Origin of the sequence: Sporichthya polymorpha DSM 43042, from assembly GCF_000384115.1 — a bacterium.
Lineage (GTDB): Bacteria > Actinomycetota > Actinomycetes > Sporichthyales > Sporichthyaceae > Sporichthya > Sporichthya polymorpha.
On record NZ_KB913029.1, the window covers coordinates 1357327 to 1381295 of the forward strand.

Consider the following 23969-nt stretch of genomic DNA (forward strand, 5'->3'; position numbering starts at 1 on the left):
GATCGCCAGGAGCTGGCCCGGTTGCGGGTTGACCCCCGGGTGCGCCCGGCACCGAGGCGCTCGCCGATCCCGGCACGGGCCTGGCCCGGCCCGGCCGAGCGTCATCCCGACCGGGTTGCCGTGGCAGGAGCCCGACCCGCAGTGGGGCACCCGGATCGAGGGGACCGGGCGCTTCCACCTGCACGCGGCCATCGACGGCGAGGGCCGGCGCACCGAGGCCCGCTCGGACATCGACGCCGCCTACGGAGACTGGGACAGCGTGCGCGAGCAGGCCGTGCGCATCGCCGGACGGACCGGTCCGGTCTCGGCGCGTCTGGACGGCGAGGTGGCCGCGGCGCTGCGGGCGGCGGAGTCCGACCCCGCGAACCTGACGAATGCTCAGGCCCTGGCGCTGATGGCCAGCGACGATCCCGAGCTCGCGGCCCTGGTCGCGCTGGCCGACGCCATCCGCCGCGACGTCGTCGGTGATGCGGTCACCTACGTGGTGAACCGGAACATCAACTTCACCAACGTCTGCTACACCGGCTGACGGTTCTGCGCGTTCCCCCAGCGGCGTACCGACGCCGACGCCTACACCCTGTCCGTGAAACAGGTCGGTGACCGCGCGGTGCAGGCGTGGAAGCTCGGAGCAACCGAGGTGTGCATGCAGGGCGGCATCGACCCGGACCCGCCCGGCACGGCGTACTTCGACCTGGCCCGGGAGGACAAGCGGCGCGTCCCGGCATGCACGTCCATGCCTTCAGCCCGATGGAGATCGTCAACGGCGCGGCGCGACCCGGCACCGGGGTCTCGATCCGCGAGTGGCTGACGGAAGCTCAACCGGCGGTCTGGGCAGCATTCCCGGCACCGCCGCGGAGATCCTCGACGACGAGGTCCGCTGGGTGCTGACCAAGGGCAAGCTGCCGGCCCCTGGGTGCACTACTGGAGGACTCCACGATTGCCGCCCAGCTCGTGGTGCGGCGGCTGCCGCTCAGATACCCGCGGGTCCCCATGATCGTGCCGCACCTGGGTGGGGTGATGCCGATCTACCTGGAGCGGATGAACAACCAGCTCGCGCACGCCCTCGAGGACACCGGACTGCGCCCCGGTGACGTCGCCAGACTGCTGTATTACGACAGTGTGTCACACAGCTCGGAAGTGGCCCTCCACGCCGCCTGCCGTTCTCTGGGACCAGATCGGTTGCTCCTCGGCAGCGACTATCCCGCGTTGGAGTACTTCGAGCCTTACCCGCGCAGTACCAACTACATCCGGCAGTCGGGTCCGCCGCCCGCCGACATCGGCGCGATCCTCGCCGGCAACGCCTCGAACCTCTTCCCACCCCAGACGTCGTCGCGTCGTCGCTGACGGATCGACGCCTCTGCCTTCACGAGCCGTGGAAATCCCCTCGAACCATGGAAGGTTGGGTCAGGTATCTGACACTACGTCAGCTCGTATCCATATGTATTCCGTTGGTGCTCGTCCTTGGCTGTGAGGTAAGGCAACGTCGACACTGCCCCACCGGGTCACGTACCTCAAGCTGCTGACCTGGCGGCAGGACCGGACCGGGGGTTCACCGAGTTCGTGCCGTTGCCGTCCGTGCATCACAGCGCGCCGCTCTACCTGGCCGGGGTGGCCCGCCCTGGCCCGACCGCCCGGGATAACCTTGCCATACATGCCATGGCGCGGCGCCGGCGCATCGACCGGGCGCTGTTCGCGGTGGTGATGGAGGCCTACGTCCACGGCGTCTCCACCCGCAAGGTCGATGACCTGGTCCAGAACCTCGGGGTCGGGACCGGCATCTCCAGGAGCGAGGTGTCCCGGATCTGCGGCGAGCTCGACACCGACCTCAAGGCCTTCCGCGAGCGCTCCCTGGCCCACGTGCAGTTCCCTGCACCAGAGTGGAGTCGACGTCTGCGGACGACACAGCCCCCAGTGTGCTCCGAGGTCACCGCCGCCGCTCCTGACGGACCATCATGGCTACGCGCGGACGCTGACGGACCCTGGCGGACGTGGGCGGGAAACGGCCAAGCTGACGGCACGTCAGCACCACCGGAGTCGGACCGCCACCTCACCGCGCTGAGCGCACCGGCACATTCACATCCCCCCGCGCACAGGGCAGCGAAGCTCCCGCGCACTTACTCATCTGGCTCCACAGAGATGTCGACGGCGGTCAGCCAGCCTGCGGCCGACCGGGCGTGAGAAGTTCGAGCGCCGCGGCCGAACGTGCAAGCAACGCTTCCAAAGCGGACTTTCCCTTATCGGCGGTGGCGAGAGACGGCCGGCCAATCACGCCGTGTGGTGTGTAACCGGCCATTCCCAGGGTGTGAAGCAACGAGCGGTCCTCGGACAGGTGGTCCAGCTCGCCGGCCCCGGCGCCCACCAACTCGGGATGGGCATGCATCAGGATCGAAACCTCGAGCTCACCGCCGTGCATGTCCTCGCTGTTGGTGGCCTCCATCCCGGCCTCGCGGCGGGCAGCATCCCAGTCGTACCGGGACGGGTACAGCGCCATCCGCGGCCCGTCGACGTTCGCCTCCTGGACAACGTTGCCGAGGACGTAGTTCCCGCCGTGCCCGTTCACGATCAGCAACTTGTCAGCGCCAGTATGGGCGGCGGAATCGGCGATGTCGGTGACCACCGCGTACAACGTCCGCGCGCTGATGCTGACCGTCCCCGGCCAGGCGGAATGCTCGTGGGAGCAGGAGATCGTGATCGGCGGGAGCAGTAGCAGATCGTGCGCGGCGGCGATCTCGCGTGCGATCACGCACGCGATGACGGTGTCGGTGATCAGCGGGAGATGATCGCCGTGTTGTTCGAAGCTGCCGACCGGCAGGACGGCGATGCGGGCGGCGCGGCGGCGCTCGTCCGCGGTCGTCGCGGTGGTGAGCAGGTGATCCACCCGCCGGCCCTCCTCATGCCGCGCCCTCGCCGGTCAGATCGGCCAGGCCTGCTTCGAACTTCTGAGCACCCCTGACCGTACGCGACCCGGCCAACAGGGCACGCACCTGACGCAGCTGGTCGATCGACCGGGCCGACGGGGCCTGCCGCACCACGTTGGTCGCGTCGAGGCCGACCGCCACACCCGTGTCCAGGTCGCCGCCGACCGCGTGCGCCAGCGCGAGCCGGGACAAGCACAGGCCCCGGTCCCGCTCCTGGTCGGCCGGCCACTGCGTCAGAGCGCTCTCGAGCTGGGCGATAGCGCGGGCCGGAGCGCGCAGCACAATCCAGCACCCACCCGCTTCCGACTGCACGTAGGCCGGGGTGCAGTAGCCCGCCGGGTCCCCTAGGCCTTCCCCGACCGACCCGCTGGCGGCTTCCAGCGCCTGCCCGAGCGCGCGCTCGCAGTCCTGCCGCTCGCCCAGCAACGCCAACGCGTTCGCGCGCTGCCGCAGCGCGACCGCGCGCAACGTGCCCGGCAGCTCGGCCGGGCGGCGGAGGGCCGCCTCGGCCAGACCGATTCCACGGCCGGGACGCCCGGCCTGGGTCGCGATGTTGCTCTTGCGGTGCAGCACGTACGCCATGGCCCGCAGGTCATCGATCTCGTGCGCCGCGTCCAGAGCCCGGTCGGTCCAGGCCATTGCGGCGTCGTGATCCCCGGCCTCCTGGTGCAGCCACCCGGCGAACTCCGCGTACCGGCCGACCAGCCGCAGCAACCCCTCCCGCTGAACCCCGCTCGCCCACCGAGCGCGCGCTTCGAGGAAGCCGGCCTGATCGGTGACGGCCACGAGAAGCGGACGGTGTCCGGCCAGATGATCGAGAGCGGTGTAGCCGGCGAGGATGGTCTCGAACTGAGCCAGCGCGTCGGGCTGTACGGAGGGCCACTCCTCGACCGGCGGCCCCAGGCTGGGCAACGCCATCGGGGCGAACCCGAGGTCGAAGTCGGTCAACCCGAACGCTGCTCGGAACAGCTGGCGGTAGAACTCCTCGGGGACCCGGTGGCCGTTCTCCCACCGCGAGATCGCGGTCCTCATCGTGTCGTCGGCTGGCAACGTCACCCCGACCTCACCTGCGGCCCGCGTCAGCTCGCGCATCAAGCGGGTTTGTGACCAGCCGCGGTTCTCCCGCGCCGCTCGCAGCTTGTTCTTGGCCATCGCCGCCCTCCCCCGGGGGTTCGATGGCCGCCACCTTGCCGCACGAACCGGTCATTTCGGGGGGTTATCCACGGATTGGATAACCCCCCGGCACCTTCCACAGACCCGCACCCCGGGCTTGAGATCGAGGCCATCGCCGCACTCGATGAGCGGAGGCACCGTGCGGATCCACCCGCCATTCCGACCGATTCCCGGCCCGCCACAACGCCCCGTCACACATCGCAGCGAGGCGCCGCGGAGCCGCCGGTGGTGGGCGGGCCATCCGCGACGGACCGGAGCTCGGTACCGGGAGCCGCGCATGCGTTCCCGCCGACGACGACGGCGACGACCCACCGACGATCCCTCGACCTCCAAGGAGAGCCCCGATGATGACCGCCCCGCTGATGACCACGCCCGGATCGACCAGCCCGGTTGCCGACTCCTGCGAATTGGCCTGGCGCCTGCTCGATGAGAACCGAGACCTCCACGCCAGCCTGTCCTTCGCCCGTTTGCGATCCAGCGGCCCCCGCGTCGTCCTGCACACCCGACCGGAGGTCGATGCCCTGCCCGATCTCGCCGACTGGGCCGCCCGGTTCGGCGGCACGATCATCGGCTCCACCGCCACCGATGAGCGCGGCAATCCCTGGCGCTCGTGCCGGGTCGCGTTCGAGTTCCTCGGTGAACGGGTCGAGGTCTGCGCCTACATCCCGCGAGCCGACGGCGGCGTGCCCGATGCCTGAGCCGTCGGAGTTCGGACGAGTTTGTCCGTTTCGCTGCGAACGTCGCGGATTCCCTGATAGGCCTGCTTCGTCACCCGGTCTGCCGAGCGCGGACCGGGCGGGGGATGAGTCGTCGGGGGGCGAGTCATGACAGTTGCGCTGTGCGCAGCGGCGGTGACGTCGGTGATGGTGGCCATGCCGCTCGGAGCCGCTGTCGCCGCGGGCGGACTCGCCGAGGCCGCACCCGCGTGCAGCATCTCGATCGAATCTGAAACTCCCTCAGGCACGGGGCTCGCCGGTCTCGACACCGAACAGACCGCCAATGCGCGCGCGATCGTGGCCACGGTGGCGCAGCGCGACCTGCCGGCCCGGGCTGCCGTGCTCGCGCTTGCCGCCGCGTTGCAGGAATCCTCGCTGCGTAACCTGCGCCACGGCCACGCCGATTCCCTCGGCCTGTTTCAGCAGCGCCCCTCGCAGGGGTGGGGCACCCCGATCCAGGTCCTCGACCCGGTCCACGCCACGCACGCCTTCCTGGACCGGCTTGTCGAGGTTCCGCGGTGGCAGGTCAGACCCCTGACTCGGGTCGTACAGGCGGTGCAGCGCAGCGCTTACCCGGATGCCTATGCTCGCTGGGAACGCACGGCAGACGAGCTCGTCTCCGCCGCGCTGGGCCGGGCCAGCTACGGCCCCGACGCGGACTGGCCGGTCCAGAGCGTTGCCGCCGATGAGACCGGCTCGGCCGGCCCGACGGAGATCCAGGCGGCCGACTGCCTGCCGGCACTCGACGTCGGCTCCGGCTGCGGCTTCGCCTTGGCGCGCGGGAACCCGCGCTCCTGCCAGAACGCGGTGCGCTGGGCGGTGGCGATGACGCAGGGCCCGCCGGTCTGGAAGCGACGGTGCCTGAACTTCGTCGCCCAGGCCTACGGCTACCGCGCCTCGGGGGTCCTGACCGCCGCTGACTTCTGGGTCACTGCGGAGCAGCGGTACGCGCCGATCCCCGAGCCTCCGGTTGGGTCGCTGGTCTTCTGGGCCACCGATGATCCGGCCGGACATGTGGCGCTGTCGTTGGGCGAGGGGATGGTCGTGTCCAACGACGTCCTACGTCCCGGTGCGATCTCCGTCGTCCCGCTGTCCGAAATCGCGGAGCGCTGGGGTGCGTACTACCTCGGCTGGGCCCCACCCCACTTCCCCGACGCTGTCTGATGCCACGTCATTTGCCCGAACCCGGGCCTGCGCGAAGGAGCAAATCATGATCGCAACTGACCTCTCGGTGCTCGCCGCGGAGCTACCGCCCGTCGACCCGGACCGCTCCGGGATGCCCGGCGGACAGGCCATCGACACCCTGATGAGCTGGGCGATGTACCTCGCGCTCACCGCATGCGTGCTCGCGGCCATCGGCGCCGGTGCCGCGATCGCGCTGGGCATGCTCAGCCAACGCCCGATGTGGGCCGAACGCGGGAAGGTCGCCTTGATCTGCTCCGTGCTGGGTGCCGTGGTCGTCGGGTCCGCGGTCACCATCGTCAACACCGGCTTCGCGCTGGCATGAGGACGACGATGGACCCGGGCGCACGGGCGTTGTTGGGCGACCGTCCACGCCGCGGCCTGTCCGCTGTAATCGCCCTGACTGGCTCGACACTCGTGGCCGTCCTCGCGCTCGGCCTGATCCTGCGTGCCGCCTGGCCCGGTAACGACGATGCGCCGGCCGCCGCCCCGGCCGTCGCCGAGCCGATGCCCAGCACCACGCCGGCGCCGAGGATCCCGGCCGCCGGGGAGCCGCTGCTGCTGCCGCAACCGACCGGCACAATGGACGGCGTCGCGATCGGGTTCCCGGCGACTGCCGCAGGTGCGGTCGCCGCCGCATACGCCTACACCCGCATCGCGACCGGCCTCGACGCCGCCGCGACCCTGCGCGCTCTTGAGCAGGTTGCCGAACCGAGGGCCGGATGGCTGGCCCAGCAGCGGACCGCGATCGCCGACGGGGTCGCGGCCCAGCGGGCGTCGCTCGGTCTGGCGCCGGTGGGCCCGTCCGAGTCGGCCACGCTGACTCTGACGCCAGCGGGTTACCAGTTCGAGGGCAAGCCGGGAACCACCACGGCGACCGTGCTGACGCTGGCTGTGCTGTCCGGCACCGCGGTCGACGGGACCCGCACCACCGGCCCGATCGTGTTCCGCTGGGACTTGCGCTGGGACGGCGAGCGGTGGCGGGCGATCCGCCCGCACGTCGACGAGGCCGTGGCCGACCTGGCCGCGGTGCCGCTGACCTCGGAGGCCGCCGCCAAGGGTTGGCGGGAGGCACGCGGTGGATAGCTGCTCGCGGTTCGACCTGCTCTGCCAGGCCCGGAGCGGGGTCGGTGGGGTGGTGTCCGGCGTGGCCGGGAGCGCGTTCGAGCGGATGTGCCAGGCCTTCGCCGACGCCGGCGCGACCGTGCTCAGCGAGGTCGCCGAGACCTTCCTCGCCACCTCAACGGTCGACCTGCAGCGCAGCGGCGTCGACGGGGTCTTCGCGGTGACCGCGTCCATCGGGGCGCTGGTGGCGGTGTTGCTGTTGCTGGGTCAGGTGATCCGGACCGGGCTGACGTTTCGCGGGGAGCACCTCGCGCACGGCGTCGTCGGGGTCCTCAAGGCCGGGCTCGCCATCGGGTGCGTGACCGCGACCGCCGCGCTGCTGCTCGCCGTTGCCGATGACCTCAGCGAGATCATCATGACCGAGACGGTCGGCGGCCGGGACGCCTTCACCGAGCGGTTGGCGAACTCGGTGTCGTTCACCAGCACCGGCGGCAACCCCGCCGCCCCGGCGGCCCTGATGCTCATCTTCGGGCTGGTCGCGATCGTCGTCGGCGTGGTCCTGTTCGCCGAGATGATCTTCCGCCACGCGTTGATCGTCGTGCTCGTCGCGGTGAGCCCCATCGCCGCGGCCGGGATGGTGGCCGGGCATGCCGCGCCGTGGTTCCGCAAGCTCGTCACCGCGGGGCTGCAGCTGATCTTCCTCAAGCCGCTGATCGTGTTGATCTTCGGCGTGTCCTTCAGTGTCGCCGGTTCCGCTACCGGCGTCGTCGCCGTCCTGGCCGGGCTGACGACGCTCGCCCTGGCCGCGTTCGCGTGGCCGCTGCTGGCCAAGGGCTGCACCTGGAGCGCCGGCCAGGTAGGGGCGGCCGGTGGGGCCGGCGCGTTGGTCGGCGGGTTGGCCGGCGCCGGGTCGGTCGCGATGCTGGCCCGCGGCGGGTCCGGGGCCGGTGCGGCATCGATAGTGGACTCCGACCGGGCGACGATGGCGCGTCACCACCTCGCGATGAGCGCCGCATCGGCCGGGGCCGGTCGTATGGGTCCGGCATCGAGCGCCGGGTTCGGGTCGGCCGCGCGCACCGGCGGCGTCGGCGCGCTGGCCATGGCGGGCTCGGCGGCCGGCGGGCAGGTCCGGACCGGCATGGACCGCATGACCGCCTACGCCGGTCTCGACGCCGGCCCTCCCCCGCCACCACCGCCCGCCGTCCCCGGACCGGTTCTTCCGGGTCCGATGCCGCCGCCGCGTCCGTCCGGCCCGTCCCCTGCAGGAGCGTGATCCATGGAAACCTCGACCGCCCCGACGACGCCGCTCCGCTACGGCGGTTGGCAGCGTGAACGCTGCGGGTTCTTGTTCGGGATGTCGGGCGCCCGGTTCGCCCTGGTCGCGCTCGGGCTGCTGTGCCTCATCGCGCCGATCAGCACCCGGTCGCTCGGGGTGATGCTGGTGACCTGGCCCACCGCCGCGGTGCTCGCTGGCTTGGTGTGGCTGCGGGTGGCCGGCCGGACGGCGACGGAGTGGGCCGGGCTCGGGTTGGCGCACACGTGGAACACCGCGCGGCGGCAGAACCTGTTCTTCTCCGGCGCCTTCGCACCGCGGGATCCAGCCGATCCGACCGCCCCGGCGCCGATGGACCTGCCCGGCCCGCTGGCCGCGCTGCGGTTCCTGGAGGCCGACGCCCGAGGGCTGCTCGCGGGGACAGCCGGGCCTGCCGAGGCGATCGCCGTGGTGCACCACCCGCTGGAGGAGACCTACACCGCCATCGCCCGGATCCGCTACCCGGGGATCGCGCTGGCCGACGGCACGCGCCGCGAGACCAGGATCGCCGCGTGGGGCGGCTTGCTCGCCCAGCTGTGCAGCGACGCCAGCCCGTTCGTGCGGATCGCGATCGTGCAGCGCACCGTGCCCGACGACGGGACAGCGCTGCGAGCCTGGCACGCCTCGGCGCTGCGCGCCGACGCACCCGCGGCCGCGGTAGAGGCCGTCACCACGCTGCTCGAACACAGCGCGGCGACCGGCGCGCAGCACGAGGCGTGGTTGGTCCTCACTCTCGACCGGGCCCGGGCCCGGGGGCAGATTCGGGCCGCAGGTGGTGGGGACGCCGGCGCCCTGGCGGTGCTGACCCGGCAGCTCGCCGCGGTCACGCCCGCGGTCGGTGGCGCGCAGCTGGAGATCACCCATTGGCTCGGCGTTCGCGAACTCGCGGCGGTCGTCCGCACCGCGTTCGACCCCTCGGCGGTCGGTCCCTTGGCGGGCCGCTCGTCGCTGGTCGAGGGGGCCCTGGCGCCCGGCCTGGATCCGCGACTCGCCGGCCCGGCAGCGGCGGACGCGCGCTGGTCGTACTACCGGCACGACTCCGGGTTCTCGGTCACGTTCGAGGTATTGAACTGGCCACGGGCGGGCGTGCCGGCGTGGTTCCTCCGCCCCATTCTGACGGCACATCACACCGCACGGCGCAGCGTGGCGCTCGTCGTCGAACCCATCGGAGCCCGCCGGGCCGAGCAGACGGTGATGCGGGCACGCACCCGGCGGTCGGTGGCGGTCGGGCTGCGGCACAAGACCGGCCAGCTGGTGCCCGAGCACGAACGGCAAGCCCTGGCCGAGGCAGAGGACCAGGACCGGTTGCGCGCCGCGGGGCACGGGCTCGTGCGGTTCGTCGCCTACCTCACCGTCACGGTCACCGACGGGGCCGCGCTGGACCTGGCCTGCTCGGAGCTGGAGACCGACGCCGGGCAGTGCGGGCTGGACGTGCGACGGATGTGGGGCGCGCAGGACATCGGCTTCTACGCCGGGGCTCTGCCGTTGGGTCTGGGTCTGCCGAAGATGCGGAGCTGGGCATGACGGCTCGGCGGTGGCGCCGCGATCCGGGTGCCGTGCCGGCGGTGGACATGGCCGGGCTGGTGGGGCTGCCCCTTCCGGTCCCGGCGCCCCGGGCGGCCGCGCAACCGCGACCGGTGACGCGCCCGACGCCGCCGCGACGTGGGTGGCGCGGTCCCGGGGCTGGGCGGGCGGCAGTGCTGTGGAGGCCGGAGGCGCACCGGGCCTCGACAGCGCAGGCCCAGGGGGTGTACCCGTTCCTGGCCGGAGCGGCGATGGCGGCGGTCGGACCGGTGATGGGCTGGGACGTGCTGACCCGGGCAACCTTCACGTGCCATCCGGTCGAGTGGCTACGCCGCGACCTGGTGACCAACCCCAACATGATCTTCACCGGCGTCCCCGGCTCGGGGAAGTCCGCCACGATGAAGGCCCTCGCGCTGCGACTGATGGCCTTCGGGGTCAAGGTCCTGGTGGCGGGCGACCTGAAGAACGAGTACGCGCCGATCGCCACCGCGCTGGGGTGCGCGCCGGTGCAGCTGGGTCTGGGACTACCGACACGGCTCAATCCGCTCGACGCGGGTCCGCTCGGGCAGGGGCTGCCGACCGACCCTGAGTCCGCGCGGGAACGGCTCGCCGAGATCCATCGCCGGCGCGTGACGTTGCTGGACTCGCTGCTGACGATGCAGATCGGGCGTGGGCTCTCTCCGTTGGAGAAGGCGGCGCTGGGACTGGCCGTGCGGCGGTGCAGCGGGGAGCTGGGCGGGGCGTCGACGCTTGTCGACCCGACGATCCCCGAGGTGTGGCGCGTGATCGCCGAGCCGGACGTCGAACTCGCCCGGGACCTGGGCCTGCCGCGGGCCGACGTCGACCTTGCGCGGGACCGGCTGGAGAACCTCCGGCACGGGCTGGGGAACATGGTCGCAGGGCCACTCGGCGGGATCTTCGACGCCCAGTCGACGGTGCGACTGGACTTCGATGCGCCGATCCAGACCGTCGACCTGTCCCGCCTCGACGGCCGCGGAGACGAGTCGGTGGCGATGACGCTCGCCTGCGTGTCCTCATGGGCGCAGGCGGCGATCGACCTGCCCGGTGGGGTGCGGGCCGTCGTGCGTGACGAGGTGTGGCGATCGATGCGGGTGCCGGCGATGATCCGCAAGATCGACTCCGACCTGCGGCTGTCGCGGGCGCACGGGACGATCCAGATGCTCGCCACCCACCGCCTGTCGGACTTCGAGCAGGTCGGTGCCGCAGGCAGCGAGGAGGTCGCGATCGCGCGGCACCTCATCGCCTCCTGTGACACCCGGGTGCAACTCGCGCAGGACACCGGGCCGTTGGCGATGACCCGGGAGGCGATCGGGCTCACCGATGCCGAGTGCGAGCACATCGGGTCCTGGACAGCCGAGCATAAGGGCTACGCGCTGTGGAAGGTCGGGCGGGCGTCGTCGCACATCGTGCGGACGATGCTCACCGCGACCGAGCTGGAGCTCTTCCATACGAACGAGAGGATGGTGGTCTGACGTGCCATCAGGTGTGGTCGTCACGGCTTCCGGTCCAGCAGTCGGAACCCAGCTGTCGGCCGGCATGCTTGTCGTCCTCCTGATTGTGGCACTGCTCGTGAGCGCGGTGTGGCTCAGGGAACGCGGGTCGCGAGCGTCGCGCGGTTTCGCCTCGACGATGCAGCTGCGATCGGTGTTGGGACGGCGAGCGCTGCGCCGCGGGGCGCGTGAGCTGCGGCCCGGCCTGCACCCCAGGCGGAAGGCCGACGCATGAGCACTGCGCCGACGGAGTACGGGTACCGGCTGGGCCGCTCGGTCCGGCCACGTGGCGTCGAACTGTGGTCACGTCTGGACCGCTCGACCCGCGTGATCGGGCCGATGGGCTCGGGCAAGACGATGCGGCTGATCGCCCCGGCGCTACGGGAGGCACCCGGGGCGGCGCTGGCCACGTCGACGAAGGCCGACCTGTACGAGCTGACCGTCGTGCCTCGCCGCGCCCGAGGGCCGGTAGTGGCAATGGACCCGCTCCGGATCGTGCCTGGGGCAGAGCCGCTGCGGTGGTCCCCGATACATGGGGCGGAACGGTCGAGGGTGGCCGAGCACCGCGGCCGCGCGTTTACGGCCGGCGTCCGGACTGGCATGACCGTTGCCAGCGAAGGTGCGATCTTCTACCGGCACCGAGCCGGTTCGCTGATCATGTGTCTATTGCACGCGGCTGCGCTCGATGGCGCCTCCATCCGGCAGGTGCTCGCGTGGTCACGCCGGCCGCACGACCCGGCCCCCCGGCGGATCCTCGACACGCATCCCGGCGCGGAGCCCGGATGGGCGGACAAGCTGGCCGGCATCGTCACCGGCGACGACCGGACCATCGGGAACACCATGGCGACCGTCGAACAGGCCCTCGCCGCGTTCGACCACGAGGAACTCACCGCGGCTATCGACCTGCCAACGGAGAAGTGCACCGACGTGCGCGCGCTGATCCGAGCGAACGGAACGGTGTACGCGCTCGGGAAGGACACCGCCTACGGGTCGGTGGCCCCGCTGGTGACGGCGATTGTCGAGGACGTCCTCGACGCTGCCGAGGAGATCGGCTACGAGCGCCCTGGTGGGCGACTCGACCCACCGTTTCTCGCCGCGCTCGACGAGGCGCCGAGCATCGCGCCGATTCCGACGCTGCGTCAGCGGGTCGCCGACGGCCGCGGGCGAGGGATCTGCGTCATCTACGCCGCCCAGGGCTGGGCCGGAGTCGTCGCGCGGTGGGGCGCTGCGGAGGCCGCCGAACTGGCGGCCATCACGTCCAACCTGGTCGTGTACGGCGGGTGCAAGGACCCGGACTTCCTGCACGAGATGGAGCGGCTGTGCGGACAACGGCGCATCACCGTCGCGAACCGCAGTCGCACCCACGGACGCTACGGATCCGCCTCAGTGTCCACGCAGGAGACCTGGGAGCCGGTGTTGCGAGCCCACGAGATCGGCACCCTCGACGTAGCCCGCGGCAACGCCTTGGTGCTCGCCGAGAACCTCCCGCCAGTGATTGCCCGTCAGACTGCACTCTTCGAACGGCGCCGGCTGTGGCGCAGCGTCGTCGAGCCGGAACTGAAGGAGGTTCGGGCCGAGGCGGCTCGCGTTCGATCCCGGGAGAACCCCGCGCTCTGCGCGTCCCAACGCTCGGCGGGGGCGACGGGTGAGTGACTCCCATACATCTGTCCCCCGCTGGCCGGCACTGCCCCCGACGCTGAGGGACCTGCTGGGCAAGATCGAAGCAGAGACCGAGGACGATCTCCGCCATCCTCGGCCCTGGGACTTGGCATCTCTTCCTGATGAGTTGCATGCGTCGGTCTGGGGCTGGCTGGCCCAGGCCGTTGCATGGATCAACGAGTGCTACGCCTGGCAACCGGAGACCGTGATTCCACCGTGCTGGCGGGAACATCCGCACCTCGCGCTGGAACTGGCCGTTCTTGCGTTCGGGCGCGAGATCGCGCATCGATCGTCGGGCACGCAGGAACCCGCCCAGTGGCACCAGGACCTTCACGACTTCCACAGCCGCATGGCTGCGGCGCTCGGAGCGATCGGGCTGCAGGAGTGTCAGCGAGGCATTCATGGCGAGCGCCCTGCCCGCTACGAGCTCGAAAGGTACGCCAGCTGAAGTGGCTCTGGGCGCCGCGCTCAGCGGGCGCTACCAGGGCGGCGGTCGGCGCGGTCAGGACGAGAGCAGCGATCAGAGCAATCTCGGCGCGTAGCTCACTCCGACGCCTAGCATCCGCCCGCCGACCATGCCTGCGGAGCAGCGATTCGGCAATGGCGCACCGCCTTCCAGCACACACCAGGTGCGCCGCCAGGCCGCCAGGCCAGCCGAACCGTCAGAAGTGGACTGGCGCGGGCCGGTTATCGACGAATGGGTCCGGGGGTGATGTCGCCGGGTGGACGCCGCAAGCGGGTGCGGCTCCGACGTCGGTTTTCCTCGGCCGACCGTCGGCGTTCCGTCCGCTGGTTCGGATGCACCGGGAGCGGCTCCTCCGACGCGCGACGCGTCCGGACATGCTCGGCAAGCACCGACGTGACTCGCTCTGGCCGATCGGCAGCGTCTATGTACGCGCCGAGGTCGCGGAGATCCTCGCGCGCCCGCCGTACCGCCCGGACCACCTCCGGCGACGCGCCGGGCACGACGGGGTGCCAATGCCGGGCGTCAGCGGGCCCGGAGTCGCTCGGACGGCCAAGCAGACGCCGGTCACGATGAGCTGCGGTGAGCGCGTGATCGAGAGCCGCGACGACCGCGGGAACGTCGCGAACCCAGCCATCCAGCCCGCCACGCAGCTTGGCGTGGCCCTCGAGGCGGGACCGGGGGTCGGCGAGGTCGTCGAGCTGGTCGCAGAGCCGATGGAGGATCCGGAACTGGCGGGAGATGTCGCCGCCCAGTACCCGAAGGGTGGAGTCCGGCGATACGTCGTTGAGGGTCGCGAGCGGGGTGTGCAGCAGCTGCTTGAGGTGACCGGCCGTGCTGGCGACGGGGGATACGGCTGGGTCACAGGGAGCCCCGTTCCCGCCGGTGGAGTGCACGCGCGCGGCGAGATCAAGGCCCTCGACCAGCACGCGCGCGGCAGCACGGATCTCGGGCGCGCTGATCTCCGCCGACCGACGGCGGAGCAGCGCGGCGAGGTCCGCATTGGCAGTGGGCAGGTCGTTGATCGTGCGCACCGGACGTACAACGAGCCTTGAGCTTCGACTGACGACGAGGTCGCCGCCCAGGGCGCGGCGGACCGACTCCAACTGGGCCGCGGCAATGCGGAGGGCGCCGTGACGACCGGCGTCGACGACCGGGCCCGCGCGGTGGCGATGAAGGTCGTCGTCGAGGCACGGGACGGCGGTGGCGAGGTTGCCGATGTCGCCGATCACCTTCCACGCGAACGGGCCGGGGAGGTCGGGCAGGGCGTCGCTGTAGGGCTCCAGGAACAGAGCAGCGCGGGCGAGTTCCTGCCACTCCTTCTGTCCGGGGCGCGAGGGGACGGTGAGGATGTCGACGAGGAGCGGCGGGTTCCGTTCGCTCAGCAGCGGCAGGTCCGCGAGCGCGCTGTAGAGCGCGCCAGCGGGATCCGTGGTGATGTCGCGGGCGAGGAAGTTCTCCAGGGTGGGGCCGGTGCCGGTGATCAGCCCGCACATCACGCGCAGCCGCGTGAGCGCGATGTCCCGGGCGGCCAGCGCGATCTCCGGCGGCGTCCGGTCGGCTCGGTGCGACTCCTCGTCGCGGCCGATCAGGGTGGCGAGCGCGCACGCGAAGTTGTCGAGGTCGTCGGCGTAGCTCACGAGCGCCCCCACACCGCCTCAGCGGCGGAGAGGTCGCGCAGCGCGAAGCCGATCGCGATTGCGGCCCGGTCCCCGACGAGCGGCAGGACGTCGCGCAGGGACGCGACCATGTCAGCGAGCTCGGTCCGCGGATCCAGTGGGTGCCTGGGCTCGACCGGTTCCGGCAGAGCGGTCGAGTCGAGCAGGTGATCGGCGGCGGAACTGAGTAGCGCCACGACCCGGCTCGGCAGTTCGGCGCCGTTGCGTTCGAGCAGGTCGGTCAGGCGGGCGTGGGCCTGGTGGACGGCGTCGGTGGGTTGCACGGGCGCTCCCGGTGTCGACGAGTGGGATCTCGTCGATCGTCGGCGGGGCGATCGGCACCCCGACAGGTGCCGCCGGGGTGCCGGGGGTTATCCAGCCGTGCCGGATCCGGCGGGCTCAGCGGCCGATCGTGCGGTCATGCCCGCGGTCGGGTGCGGCACGTCGCTCACGGCGCGGCGAAGCACGGCGGGCGGCGGCCTCGACGTCTCGTCGACGGCGGGGAATCGACGCTGCCCCGGGGGCACCGTCGCGTGGCGAGCCGTCGTTCCGCCCGCTCGGCGGATCGGTTGGAGCCTGCCGCGGGGCGGCGGCCACGACCTCGTCCAGCACGGTGCGGCGGTCGAGATCCAACCGGTCCGCCAGTGCTGCGATACGCACGCCCACTTCCTCGGTCGGGAGTTCGGCAACCAGCGGTGCGACGTCACGCAGGGCGGCGACCCGGCCCTCGACCCAGCGCAGCTGGTCGCCGCGGGCGGCAAGGCGGTGCTCGATCACGTCGTCGATCAGCGGTCGCGAGGCGTCGAGTCTGCGCAGCAGCGCGTCCGGTCCCGCCGCGGCGAGGTAACTGGCCGGGTCGGCCCCGTCGGGCAGCCGCAGGGCACGCGGGAGCGGGGACAACTCGCGGGCCCTCGGGTAGGCCCGGGCTGCGGCGGATTGGCCGGCGGGGTCGGCGTCGAAGGCCACGATGATGTCGCGCACGACTCCGACCAGCTGAGCCAACGCGTGAAGGTGACGGTCTGTCACAGCAGTGCCCAGCGGGGCGAGGCCGACGTACCTACCGGCACCGGCGCGAGTGATTGCGGCGGCGTCGAGCGCACCTTCAGCGAGGACGGGTATCGCTCCCCCGCGGAGCGCGTCGGCCTGCTCGCCGAGGCCGTAGAGCAGGTGGCCCTTGGAGTAGAGGTCGGTCTGCGGGGTGTTCAGCCACTTCGGTGCCAGCGTTGCGGACGGGTGCGCGCGGCCCAGGAAGGCGACCGGGTCGATCTCGTCGCGGATCGGCAGGATCAGTCGGCCGCGCAGCCGGTCGATCAGCGTGCCGTCGCGGCTGGGGGTGAGCAGGCCGGCGGCGATGAGCTCCTCATCGCCGAAGCCACGGGAGCGAAGGTGGTCTCGCAAGGCGGTGGGCTCAGGTGGGGCGTAGCCCGCGCCGGGCAGGTCGGCCAGCGTGAGGCCGCGGCCGGCCAGGTACGCCGGGACCCACACCGGGTGCGGCTGGGCGGCGTAGAACTCGGCCGCCGCCGCGACCGCGGCGCGTAGCCGCTCCGCCGCAATCCCGGCGGGCTGGTCGACGGCCGGGGCGGGCCGAGGGGTCGAAATCAAATCTCGCGGGGAGGTGGCGCGGACCAGTTCCAGAGAGACCATCGGCTCCGGGGTGGTCGTGATGGCGGCGGCGAGACCTTCGACCGCGCGCTTCCGCACCGCGGCCGGGTCAGACTGAGGCGCCGGGCCGAGGCGGAGCTGGGCGATCTCGTCCTCGACCTGGTCCAGGCCGATGAACAGGTGCAATTCGTTCCGGTGCCGGGTGAGCGCTGGGTAGGCGGCGTTGGCGTCCATCCCGGCCGGGTACACCAGCGCGACGTCGGCGGTCTGGCCTTGGGCGGCGTGGTCGGTAATGGCGTAGCCGTGCGAGAGCGCGCCGCGGGCAATCTCGGCGGCGGTGACCACCGTGTTCCGGACCGGCTCGTCGCCGAGGGTCCAAGTGACGGTGATCGACCCGTTGCGGTGCAGCGCGCTGATCAGGCCGCGGTGGCCGTTGAGCAGGGCCTTGTCCGGGTCGGTGCGCGACCACAGATTCGTCCGGACCCGGACAGTGTCCCCGACCGCCAGGGCAAGGGTGTCCCCGCCGGCGAGGTGGTAGGTCCGCTCGGCGGTGCTGACCTCGCCGGCCTGCTGGAGCAGGGCGCGGGCGCCGTGGTTGAGGGCGGTGACGTCGGCGTTGGTGTACGCGATCATCAGCACCTGCCGCAGCCGCTGCTGCGGGTCGGGGTAGCCGGCGCGGTGGTCAAGGAAGGCAGTGACCATCGCGACGAGGGCGTCCTCGCGGGTGGCGGTGGCGTGAACGTGTCCGCGGGCGGCCCAGTCGCGCAGGGCGTCGGCGTAGCGGCCGTCGCGGGCGAGCGCGACGGCGGCGCGGTCGGCGGGGTCGCGCTGACGACGGTTGGTCGTGAGGGTGAGTCCGTCGATGATGTGGTGGACGTGGGCGAAGGACCCGCCGGGGCCAGCGGCGCGTAGCTGCTTCGGGTCACCGATCGCGACGATCTTCGTGCCCTGCTGTCCCGCCGCGGCGACAAGCGCGGCCATGGCGCGCTCGTCGACCATCGCGGCCTCGTCAACGATCAGCACGTCGCCGAGGACATGGGCGCCGTGCAGCAAAGCGGCAATGGTCGTGGTGGGGATGCCGGCTTCGGCGCGCAGGTGCTGGGCGGCCACGGCAGCGGTGGCCGTGCCGGTGACGGTGTACCCGGCGGCGTGCCAGGCTTCGCGAGCGGCGGCGATGATCGCGGTCTTGCCGCTGCCGGCGACGCCGATCAGGGCGTCGATGCCGTGGCCGCCGCCGACGAGGCGGTGGTAGGCGGCGCGTTGCTCGTCGGACAGGGTCCGGCCGGTGCGGGCTTCGTAGGCGCCCAGGGCCGCGGTGGCGACCGGGCCCGGGACGGCCGCGGCGCCGACGCCGATGCGGTCGCGGGCGGAGGACAGGACCGTCTGCTCGGCGGTGACGAGGTCGGCGGTGGTGTAGCGGGCGACGTCGGACATGTGTTGCGGGCCGGCGGGCGGCAGGGCGATCGCCTGCGGGGATCGGTCCAGGATGGCGTCGACGATGCGGTCGGCGGTGGGGAGGTCAGGGACGCCGTCGGGGAGGAGCTCGAGGATGCGGGCGAAGGCGGCGGCGCGGTCGAAGATCTTGCGGTTGGCGGTCAGCCCGGTCGCGGGGTCGAAGACGCGGGCGGCGATCGCGTTGAGGTCGAGCGGGTGCGGGGGTCGTCCGCGGAGGCGTCGGACGATCGCGACGATCCGGGCCGGGTCGTCGCCGTAGGCGCGGGCTTCGGCGTGCCAGCGGGCGCGGAGGTCGGCGTCAGAGACTGCGGCGTCGGGGTCCTTGACGTCGCGGGTGGCGTCGCGGGCGGTGCGCCGAACGCCCAGGCTGGCGCCGTCCCAGGTCAGGCCGAGCCGGTGCAGGAACGAGCGGATCTGGTCGTCTCGCTTGGAGAACAGGCGGATCGTCGCGGGCGGGATCCCGTCGATCTCCCACTGTCCGGAGTCGAGGTTGCGGCTGCAGGTGATGCCGAACCGGGTGTGCAGCAGGTCGCGGGTGCGGGCTTCGAAGTAGGCGCCGATGGCGTGGGTGTGGCGCATCAGATCCCGACCGCCGGCGGCGATCGCCGACCACTGTCCGTCCGTGCCGTTCGTCATGTTGGCGATGCAGAGGTGGACATGGTGGTGCGGGTCGCCGGCCCGGCTGGTCCGGTGGATCAGTGACCAACCCACGAATCCGGAGCCGTCGATTCGCTCGGCGGAACGGCCGTCGCCGTGGTGGCCGCGCATCCCGTAGGCGGCGACGGACTCGGCGTAGCGCAGGGTGTCGTGGACGGCGCCGTCGAAGACCTGCCGTTCGAGGTCCGCGGCCAGGGCGGGCGGGGCGAAGGCGAGCAGGACGGAGAAGGATTTCGGCAAGGTCAGGGCGATGTCGTAGCCGCGGTTGCGGACGTCGATGCGGTCGTTGCGATGACGCAAGGCGTCGGTGAACGTCTGGCCCCAGATCGCAGGGGGGTCCAGTCCGGCGGCTTCGGCGAGCGGGGCGGCGAGGTCGACGTGGAGCGCGTACAGCTCGCCGCGGGCCCGGACGCCGCGCTCGAGACGGCGAAGCAACTGGCGGTGGCGGTCAGTGCTGAGCAGCTCGTCGGGGTCGAGGTCGCGGCGGTTCGCTTCGGCCCGGATTGCCTGGAGCAGCGGGGCGCCGGGAACCTTGGCCGACGGGGCCGCCTCCACCTTCGCCGCGACGAGCCGCTCGCCGGTCCGCCAGTCGACCCCGTCCATGAGCTGACGGGCCTTGGCGAGGTCTCCGGCCCGGAACGGAGCGCCTTCGATCACGCCATAGTCAGCGCACCCGGCACCGACCCAGCGGAGGGGTCGCTCACCGTCGGCGCGGTAGTCGATCTGGGGATCAGAGCTTGTGCCCTGGTCGACGGCGGAGGGCGGGGCAGCGTCCGCGCCCGCTGGCGGATCGGTAGCTGACGGGCCGTCGAAATCGGGTCGCATCTGCGTCCCGCAGCCCGCCCCCGCCACAAGCCGGTACTCGACCTGGGCCACCGACGGACCGATGCGCGTGACGTACGCCATCGCTCCCCCAGCCCGTCGAGTTTCCGGGCCAGCGGCCCGGCGTATCGCCATGCGATACCTGAGCCCTCCGACTCGACAACTGGGATTCGAACGGGGCGCCGGACAATGGCACCCGTCGACAAAAGGCGCCGAAGAATGATCACGCCGTTGTGGGCGACGTAGCCGTGCGCCGTCTGATACTCCTGGGTCGTGGCATCCGACCCGTTCGTCGTCGTCGATGTCACCGCCTGGCCCGTGAGGCTCGACGAGCCCGCCGGCGGAGAGGAGAAGTGGGGCTGGTTGGAGGCTCCCGACGGTCAGCTTTGGCTGTTCAAGCCTCGGTCGCAGCGCGACGGACGAACCCAGGGAGAGGACTGGGCGGAGAAGATCGCCGCCGAACTCGGGAAGCTTGTCGGCCTGCCCTGCGCCACCGTTGAGCTCGCGATCAGGGGTGGGCGTGTGGGCACGCTGTCGTTGGATCTCAGGCCCGAGCGGTGGTCGCTGCATTCGGGAGCACAATTGCTGGCGGGCGCGGACCCGGACTACGTCCCGCGCACGAAAGCGAGCGACGGCACAGTCGTCGGACGCGACCGTCGCGGTCACTCCCTAATGAACATTCAGCGAGCTCTCGCCGGGGTAGCGCCACCACCCGGGGCCGGCGTCCCGCCAGGCTTCGGGGCGTTCGACGTCTTCACGGCCTATGTCATGTTCGACGCCTGGATCGCCAACCAGGATCGTCATGAAGAGAATTGGGCGGTGCTCCGGGGCCCGACCGTCCACGAGCCGGACCGGTTGGCTGGCTCCTTCGACCACGGCTCCTCGCTCAGCTACCGCCTCCCAGATTCCGAGCGTCTCGACCACCTCCATCACAAAACCGTGGGAGCTTGGGCCGCCAAGGGGAAGGCAGCAAAGTTCGAGCGCCACCCGAGCGGGCGACGATGGGGTTTGGTCGAGCACGCCGCCCACGCGTTTTCCCTGGTCAGACCCGAAGTGCGTGCATACTGGACCCAACGGTTACAGGAAGTGACTCCGCCCAGGACCGACGAGATTCTGCACCGGGTTCCGGACTTGTCAGACCCGACCCGTACGTTTTTGGCTGCGTTGTTGGCGATCAACCAAAGGAGGCTGCTCGATGCATGTTGACGCATTTCCAGCCGCCTCGACGAGCACGACGACCCAGTGGGACTGTGCCCTGATCGTCGCCTGGCAGCATCCCGAGACTCGCTCCATCAGCCCGGTCGGACTGCTCGAACGACGCGGCGACGACTACCGGTTCCGCTACCTGCGCGTCGCAGAAGACGTCGCGGGATTCCGTCCGTTCCTTAACTTTCCCGAGCTACGGGCGAACTACGTGGCGAAAACTCTGTTCCCGCTTTTCGGTGAGCGCGTCATGAGTCCGCGCCGCCCCGACTTCGGCCGCTACTTGGCGACCCTGCATCTGGATGCGGACTCCACTCCGATGGAAATTCTCGCGCGGTCCGAGGGCCGGCGCGAGGCAGACAACGTTCAACTGCTCCCCATCCCCGATGTCGACGCCGACGGCCGCACCACCTGTCGGTTCCTCGTCCATGGCGTTCGACACGCAATACGGCAGGACCCACGAGCCGAGGCGCGCATCAGCTCCCTGCAGGCGGGGAACCGGTTAGTGCTCGTCCCCGAGCCCACCAACCCGAAGAACCCGCATGCCCTGCTCACCTGCACCTCGGATGACGCGCAGCACAGCATCGGGTGGGCCCCAGACCTCTTGGTTCCCTACTTGCACGCGGTGCGCAGCGTGGCCGAACCCGAGATCACCGTGGAACACGTGAACGGCCCTGAGGTCCCCGCCCATCTACGCGTACTCGCCCGGCTCTCCGGCCGGATGCCGGTCGGTTTTCGCCCATTCTCTGGACCCGAGTGGTCCACGTTCAGCGACTGAGAGTCCGGCTCCGCTCCCCCGCGGATCGGCGGAGCCCAGGCCAGTTCGCTCTGGGTCCCCAGAAGCGAGGCAGCGAAAAGGCATCAAAAGCGTCGCCACCCAGTGACTCCTGCCGACACCGGTCGACACGAACATCAAGCTCAGCGACATAATCGGCCATCGGCCGATACCTGTCGACAGGCTGTATCCGCGTTCGGGACGAAGAGGTCGTGGGTTCAAATCCCGCCACCCCGACAAAACCGCAGGTCAGGGGCCCTTTCCGGGATACGGAGAGGGCCCTTGACCTCTTCGCACGGGACGGAGAGGTCACGGCCAGCGTCGGATCAGACCGCCGGCCTCTACATGGACCCGGCCACCGCCGCCTCGACGCCGTCCTGTCCTCTGCTGGTTCACCGGGTCGAAAAGGCCGTTAGCGCCAGCGAGTACGGACTGGCCAGTACCCCAACGCACGCGCCGCCCGCGCGGGTTCATGCCGGCGCCCAGATGAGCCGCTACCGCTCAAGAAGGCGATCGTCGTCCGCTCAGCTCACGCACTGCCCGCGCGACGAGCTCGAACTTCTTCACCCGCCCGGTCACGGTCATGGGGATGTCGCCAGCGGCGGTGAAGAGCACCGCTGCGGGCACCTTGAACCGCGCCAGTCGCTCCTTGCAGTGGGCGATCAGCGCCTCAGGCTCCGGCACCTGGCCCGGATCAGCCGGCACGATCCAGGCGCATCCGACCTCTCCCATACGGTCGTGCGGAATCCCGACGACGTGCACAGCCGCGACTCCGGGAAACCCGGAGAGCACTTCCTCGACCTCGCTGGGGAGCACGAGTTCGCCACCGCACCGGTAGGACTCCTTCTTCCGGCCGGTGAGCCTGATGTAGCCGTACTCGTCGAAAGACCCGAGATCGCCCGTGTGCAGCCACCCCTCGGCGTCGATCAGCTCCGCGGTTTCCGCGGGCTTGTCGAAATAGCCGCGGGTGACGATGGGGCCACGCACGATCAACGCGCCGATCTCGCCCGGCGGCAGTTCCTCGCCCTGGGGGCCAACCACCTTGTAGCGGGCGAGCACCCCGCCGAGTGCGGGATCGCCCGCGATCCCCGCCGGTTTGTGGCACCCCAACGTCGTCTGGAGTGTGTCGACGGAGTCCCCGGGCTGGACGCACGTGGTCGAGGCCGTGGTCTCGGTCTGCCCGTAGGCAGTGAAGAGTCGGGATACCCCGAGGACCTCCTTCATCTCGGCGAACATGCCGGGACGATGCGCCGCACCGGAGGAGAACATCGTCGTCAGGCTGCCGAGGTCGTAGCTTCCCGACCGCGCCTCGTCGAGCATCGGGGCGGTCATCGCCGGGACCGCCATCAACTCGGCCAGCTGATGCCGGCCCACGGCTCCCAGCAGGTCAGCGGCGTCGAAGGTCGGTTTCGGGCAGATGGCCCCGCCGACCCACGGCACCGACATCGTCGCCTCGACGTAGCCGAACACGTGATAGATCGGCATCGCGAATCCGATGCGGTAACCGTCGTCCATCGCGCGGGTGTACGCGCTCGCGTAGGCGGTCCGCAGCACGCCGTCGTGCGTGAGCATCGCGCCCTTGGCGGCACCGGTGGTGCCCGAGGTGTACAGCAGGTCGGAGACCGAGTGTGGATCGACCGCGCCGGTCCGCGCCAGCACCTCGGTGTTAGAGATGTGCCCACCCGACTCGACGAGTGCGTCCAGGGACCGACCACGCCCGGCAGCCCTCGCACCTGTCGGATGCACGAACACCCCCGTCAGGTCGGGCAACCCGGTGAAGTCTCCGGACTCCCATCCCGGAGCGAGCCCGTCCAGCGCCGCGAGGTAGTCGAGGTCGCGGAAGGTGTCCATCGTGATCAGCAACTTCGCCCGAGACTGCCGCAGGACGTAACCGAGTTCCTCCTGCCGGAGCAGGAAGTTGATCGACACGGTGGTCGCGCCGAGCCGGCCAACGGCGTACTTCAGTGCCACGGTCTCCGGGAAGTTCGCCAGGTCGACCGCCACGTGGTCACCCGGTCCGATTCCCTGTGATGCGAGTCCGGCAGCCAGACGTACCGACCACGCCGCGATGTCGGCGTACGAGTACGCCCGCTCGTCGGTCAGCACGTACGGCCGGTCGGGATGCTCGTCCGCCACCGTGTCGATCAACTGCGGGATGGTCCGTGGCTGCCAGATCTTCCACCGATCCTCGAGTGCCTGCCGTCGCTCCGCGGCCTCGGCGACGGCCACCTGGTCAGTGTCGGGACGCGCGCTCACGCCGAGGTCCCCACTCGA

General features: G+C 71.2%; 18 protein-coding genes and 2 pseudogenes. 14 read left to right on the forward strand and 6 right to left on the reverse strand.

Annotated features, from left to right (window positions below; translation table 11 throughout):
- Positions 1-44: 44 nt before the first annotated feature.
- The 3 genes and pseudogenes from fbiC to SPOPO_RS33600 all read left to right on the forward strand — a co-directional run.
- Positions 45-908 (forward strand): annotated as a pseudogene (gene fbiC, locus SPOPO_RS36025) (7,8-didemethyl-8-hydroxy-5-deazariboflavin synthase); the annotation flags it as partial.
- A gap of 46 nt (positions 909-954) precedes the next feature.
- Positions 955-1344, forward strand: a complete 390-nt coding sequence (locus SPOPO_RS28120; RefSeq protein ID WP_281168191.1) for an amidohydrolase family protein — start codon at positions 955-957, stop codon at positions 1342-1344.
- Between the two features lie 312 nt (positions 1345-1656).
- A pseudogene (locus SPOPO_RS33600) lies at positions 1657-1869 on the forward strand (transposase); the annotation flags it as partial.
- 280 nt (positions 1870-2149) lie between these two features.
- Here the strand turns inward: SPOPO_RS33600 and SPOPO_RS0106725 are convergent.
- Complete coding sequence (locus SPOPO_RS0106725; RefSeq protein ID WP_019874026.1) at positions 2150-2878, reverse strand: creatininase family protein; 729 nt, start codon at positions 2876-2878, stop codon at positions 2150-2152.
- Between the two features lie 13 nt (positions 2879-2891).
- Positions 2892-4070: a helix-turn-helix domain-containing protein gene (locus SPOPO_RS0106730; RefSeq protein WP_019874027.1), complete on the reverse strand. Its 1179-nt coding sequence runs from the start codon at positions 4068-4070 to the stop codon at positions 2892-2894.
- Between the two features lie 368 nt (positions 4071-4438).
- On the opposite strand from SPOPO_RS0106730, the gene SPOPO_RS0106735 reads away from it, so the two are divergent.
- The 9 genes from SPOPO_RS0106735 (at position 4439) to SPOPO_RS28135 (ending at position 13508) form a co-directional block, all read left to right on the forward strand.
- On the forward strand, positions 4439-4789 hold the full coding sequence (locus SPOPO_RS0106735) for a hypothetical protein (RefSeq protein WP_156869633.1): 351 nt from the start codon (positions 4439-4441) through the stop codon (positions 4787-4789).
- Between the two features lie 126 nt (positions 4790-4915).
- Complete coding sequence (locus SPOPO_RS32470; RefSeq protein ID WP_051098290.1) at positions 4916-5971, forward strand: C40 family peptidase; 1056 nt, start codon at positions 4916-4918, stop codon at positions 5969-5971.
- Between the two features lie 46 nt (positions 5972-6017).
- The gene (locus tag SPOPO_RS0106745; protein ID WP_019874030.1) at positions 6018-6314 is read left to right on the forward strand and encodes a hypothetical protein; all 297 of its coding nucleotides are present in this window, start codon (positions 6018-6020) and stop codon (positions 6312-6314) included.
- 8 nt (positions 6315-6322) lie between these two features.
- Positions 6323-7075, forward strand: a complete 753-nt coding sequence (locus tag SPOPO_RS0106750; protein ID WP_156869635.1) for a hypothetical protein — start codon at positions 6323-6325, stop codon at positions 7073-7075.
- Complete coding sequence (locus tag SPOPO_RS0106755) at positions 7068-8327, forward strand: hypothetical protein (protein ID WP_019874032.1); 1260 nt, start codon at positions 7068-7070, stop codon at positions 8325-8327. Before SPOPO_RS0106750 ends, SPOPO_RS0106755 begins: the two co-directional genes overlap by 8 nt.
- Before the next feature lie 3 nt (positions 8328-8330).
- Positions 8331-9890: an SCO6880 family protein gene (locus SPOPO_RS0106760; protein WP_019874033.1), complete on the forward strand. Its 1560-nt coding sequence runs from the start codon at positions 8331-8333 to the stop codon at positions 9888-9890.
- 224 nt (positions 9891-10114) lie between these two features.
- On the forward strand, positions 10115-11383 hold the full coding sequence (locus SPOPO_RS0106765; RefSeq protein ID WP_019874034.1) for a hypothetical protein: 1269 nt from the start codon (positions 10115-10117) through the stop codon (positions 11381-11383).
- 249 nt (positions 11384-11632) lie between these two features.
- Positions 11633-13054 (forward strand): type IV secretory system conjugative DNA transfer family protein, encoded by a 1422-nt coding sequence (locus SPOPO_RS28130; RefSeq protein WP_019874035.1) that lies wholly within the window; start codon positions 11633-11635, stop codon positions 13052-13054.
- Entirely contained in the window at positions 13047-13508 is a 462-nt protein-coding gene (locus SPOPO_RS28135) for a hypothetical protein (protein ID WP_156869639.1), read from the forward strand. Before SPOPO_RS28130 ends, SPOPO_RS28135 begins: the two co-directional genes overlap by 8 nt.
- A gap of 239 nt (positions 13509-13747) precedes the next feature.
- On the opposite strand, the gene SPOPO_RS0106780 is transcribed toward SPOPO_RS28135, so the two are convergent.
- The 3 genes from SPOPO_RS0106780 to mobF form a co-directional block, all read right to left on the reverse strand.
- On the reverse strand, positions 13748-15163 hold the full coding sequence (locus tag SPOPO_RS0106780) for a hypothetical protein (RefSeq protein WP_156869641.1): 1416 nt from the start codon (positions 15161-15163) through the stop codon (positions 13748-13750).
- Positions 15160-15465, reverse strand: a complete 306-nt coding sequence (locus SPOPO_RS0106785) for a hypothetical protein (RefSeq protein ID WP_019874038.1) — start codon at positions 15463-15465, stop codon at positions 15160-15162. The genes SPOPO_RS0106780 and SPOPO_RS0106785 overlap by 4 nt, the downstream gene beginning before the upstream one ends.
- A 115-nt stretch (positions 15466-15580) precedes the next feature.
- Positions 15581-19801 (reverse strand): MobF family relaxase, encoded by a 4221-nt coding sequence (gene mobF / locus SPOPO_RS28140; RefSeq protein ID WP_019874039.1) that lies wholly within the window; start codon positions 19799-19801, stop codon positions 15581-15583.
- A 189-nt stretch (positions 19802-19990) separates the two neighbouring features.
- Between mobF and SPOPO_RS34240 the strand changes: the two genes are divergently transcribed.
- Positions 19991-20923 (forward strand): HipA domain-containing protein, encoded by a 933-nt coding sequence (locus tag SPOPO_RS34240; RefSeq protein WP_019874040.1) that lies wholly within the window; start codon positions 19991-19993, stop codon positions 20921-20923.
- Positions 20913-21698 carry a hypothetical protein gene (locus tag SPOPO_RS28150; RefSeq protein WP_019874041.1) on the forward strand — a complete coding sequence of 262 codons (786 nt, stop codon included), beginning with the start codon at positions 20913-20915 and terminating at the stop codon, positions 21696-21698. Before SPOPO_RS34240 ends, SPOPO_RS28150 begins: the two co-directional genes overlap by 11 nt.
- A 498-nt stretch (positions 21699-22196) precedes the next feature.
- Here SPOPO_RS28150 and SPOPO_RS0106805 read toward each other — a convergent pair whose 3' ends face one another.
- The gene (locus SPOPO_RS0106805; protein WP_211210864.1) at positions 22197-23951 is read right to left on the reverse strand and encodes an AMP-binding protein; all 1755 of its coding nucleotides are present in this window, start codon (positions 23949-23951) and stop codon (positions 22197-22199) included.
- Positions 23952-23969: the final 18 nt, after the last annotated feature.

Bases quoted from the DNA above. Each gene is read 5' to 3' on its own strand.
- SPOPO_RS0106730 (WP_019874027.1), bottom strand. From the start codon at position 4,070: ATGGCCAAGAACAAGCTGCGAGCGGCGCGGGAGAACCGCGGCTGGTCA.
- SPOPO_RS0106735 (WP_156869633.1), top strand. From the start codon at position 4,439: ATGACCGCCCCGCTGATGACCACGCCCGGATCGACCAGCCCGGTTGCC.
- SPOPO_RS32470 (WP_051098290.1), top strand. From the start codon at position 4,916: ATGACAGTTGCGCTGTGCGCAGCGGCGGTGACGTCGGTGATGGTGGCC.
- SPOPO_RS0106745 (WP_019874030.1), top strand. From the start codon at position 6,018: ATGATCGCAACTGACCTCTCGGTGCTCGCCGCGGAGCTACCGCCCGTC.
- SPOPO_RS0106750 (WP_156869635.1), top strand. From the start codon at position 6,323: ATGGACCCGGGCGCACGGGCGTTGTTGGGCGACCGTCCACGCCGCGGC.
- SPOPO_RS0106760 (WP_019874033.1), top strand. From the start codon at position 8,331: ATGGAAACCTCGACCGCCCCGACGACGCCGCTCCGCTACGGCGGTTGG.
- SPOPO_RS28130 (WP_019874035.1), top strand. From the start codon at position 11,633: ATGAGCACTGCGCCGACGGAGTACGGGTACCGGCTGGGCCGCTCGGTC.
- mobF (WP_019874039.1), bottom strand. From the start codon at position 19,801: ATGGCGTACGTCACGCGCATCGGTCCGTCGGTGGCCCAGGTCGAGTAC.
- SPOPO_RS28150 (WP_019874041.1), top strand. From the start codon at position 20,913: ATGCATGTTGACGCATTTCCAGCCGCCTCGACGAGCACGACGACCCAG.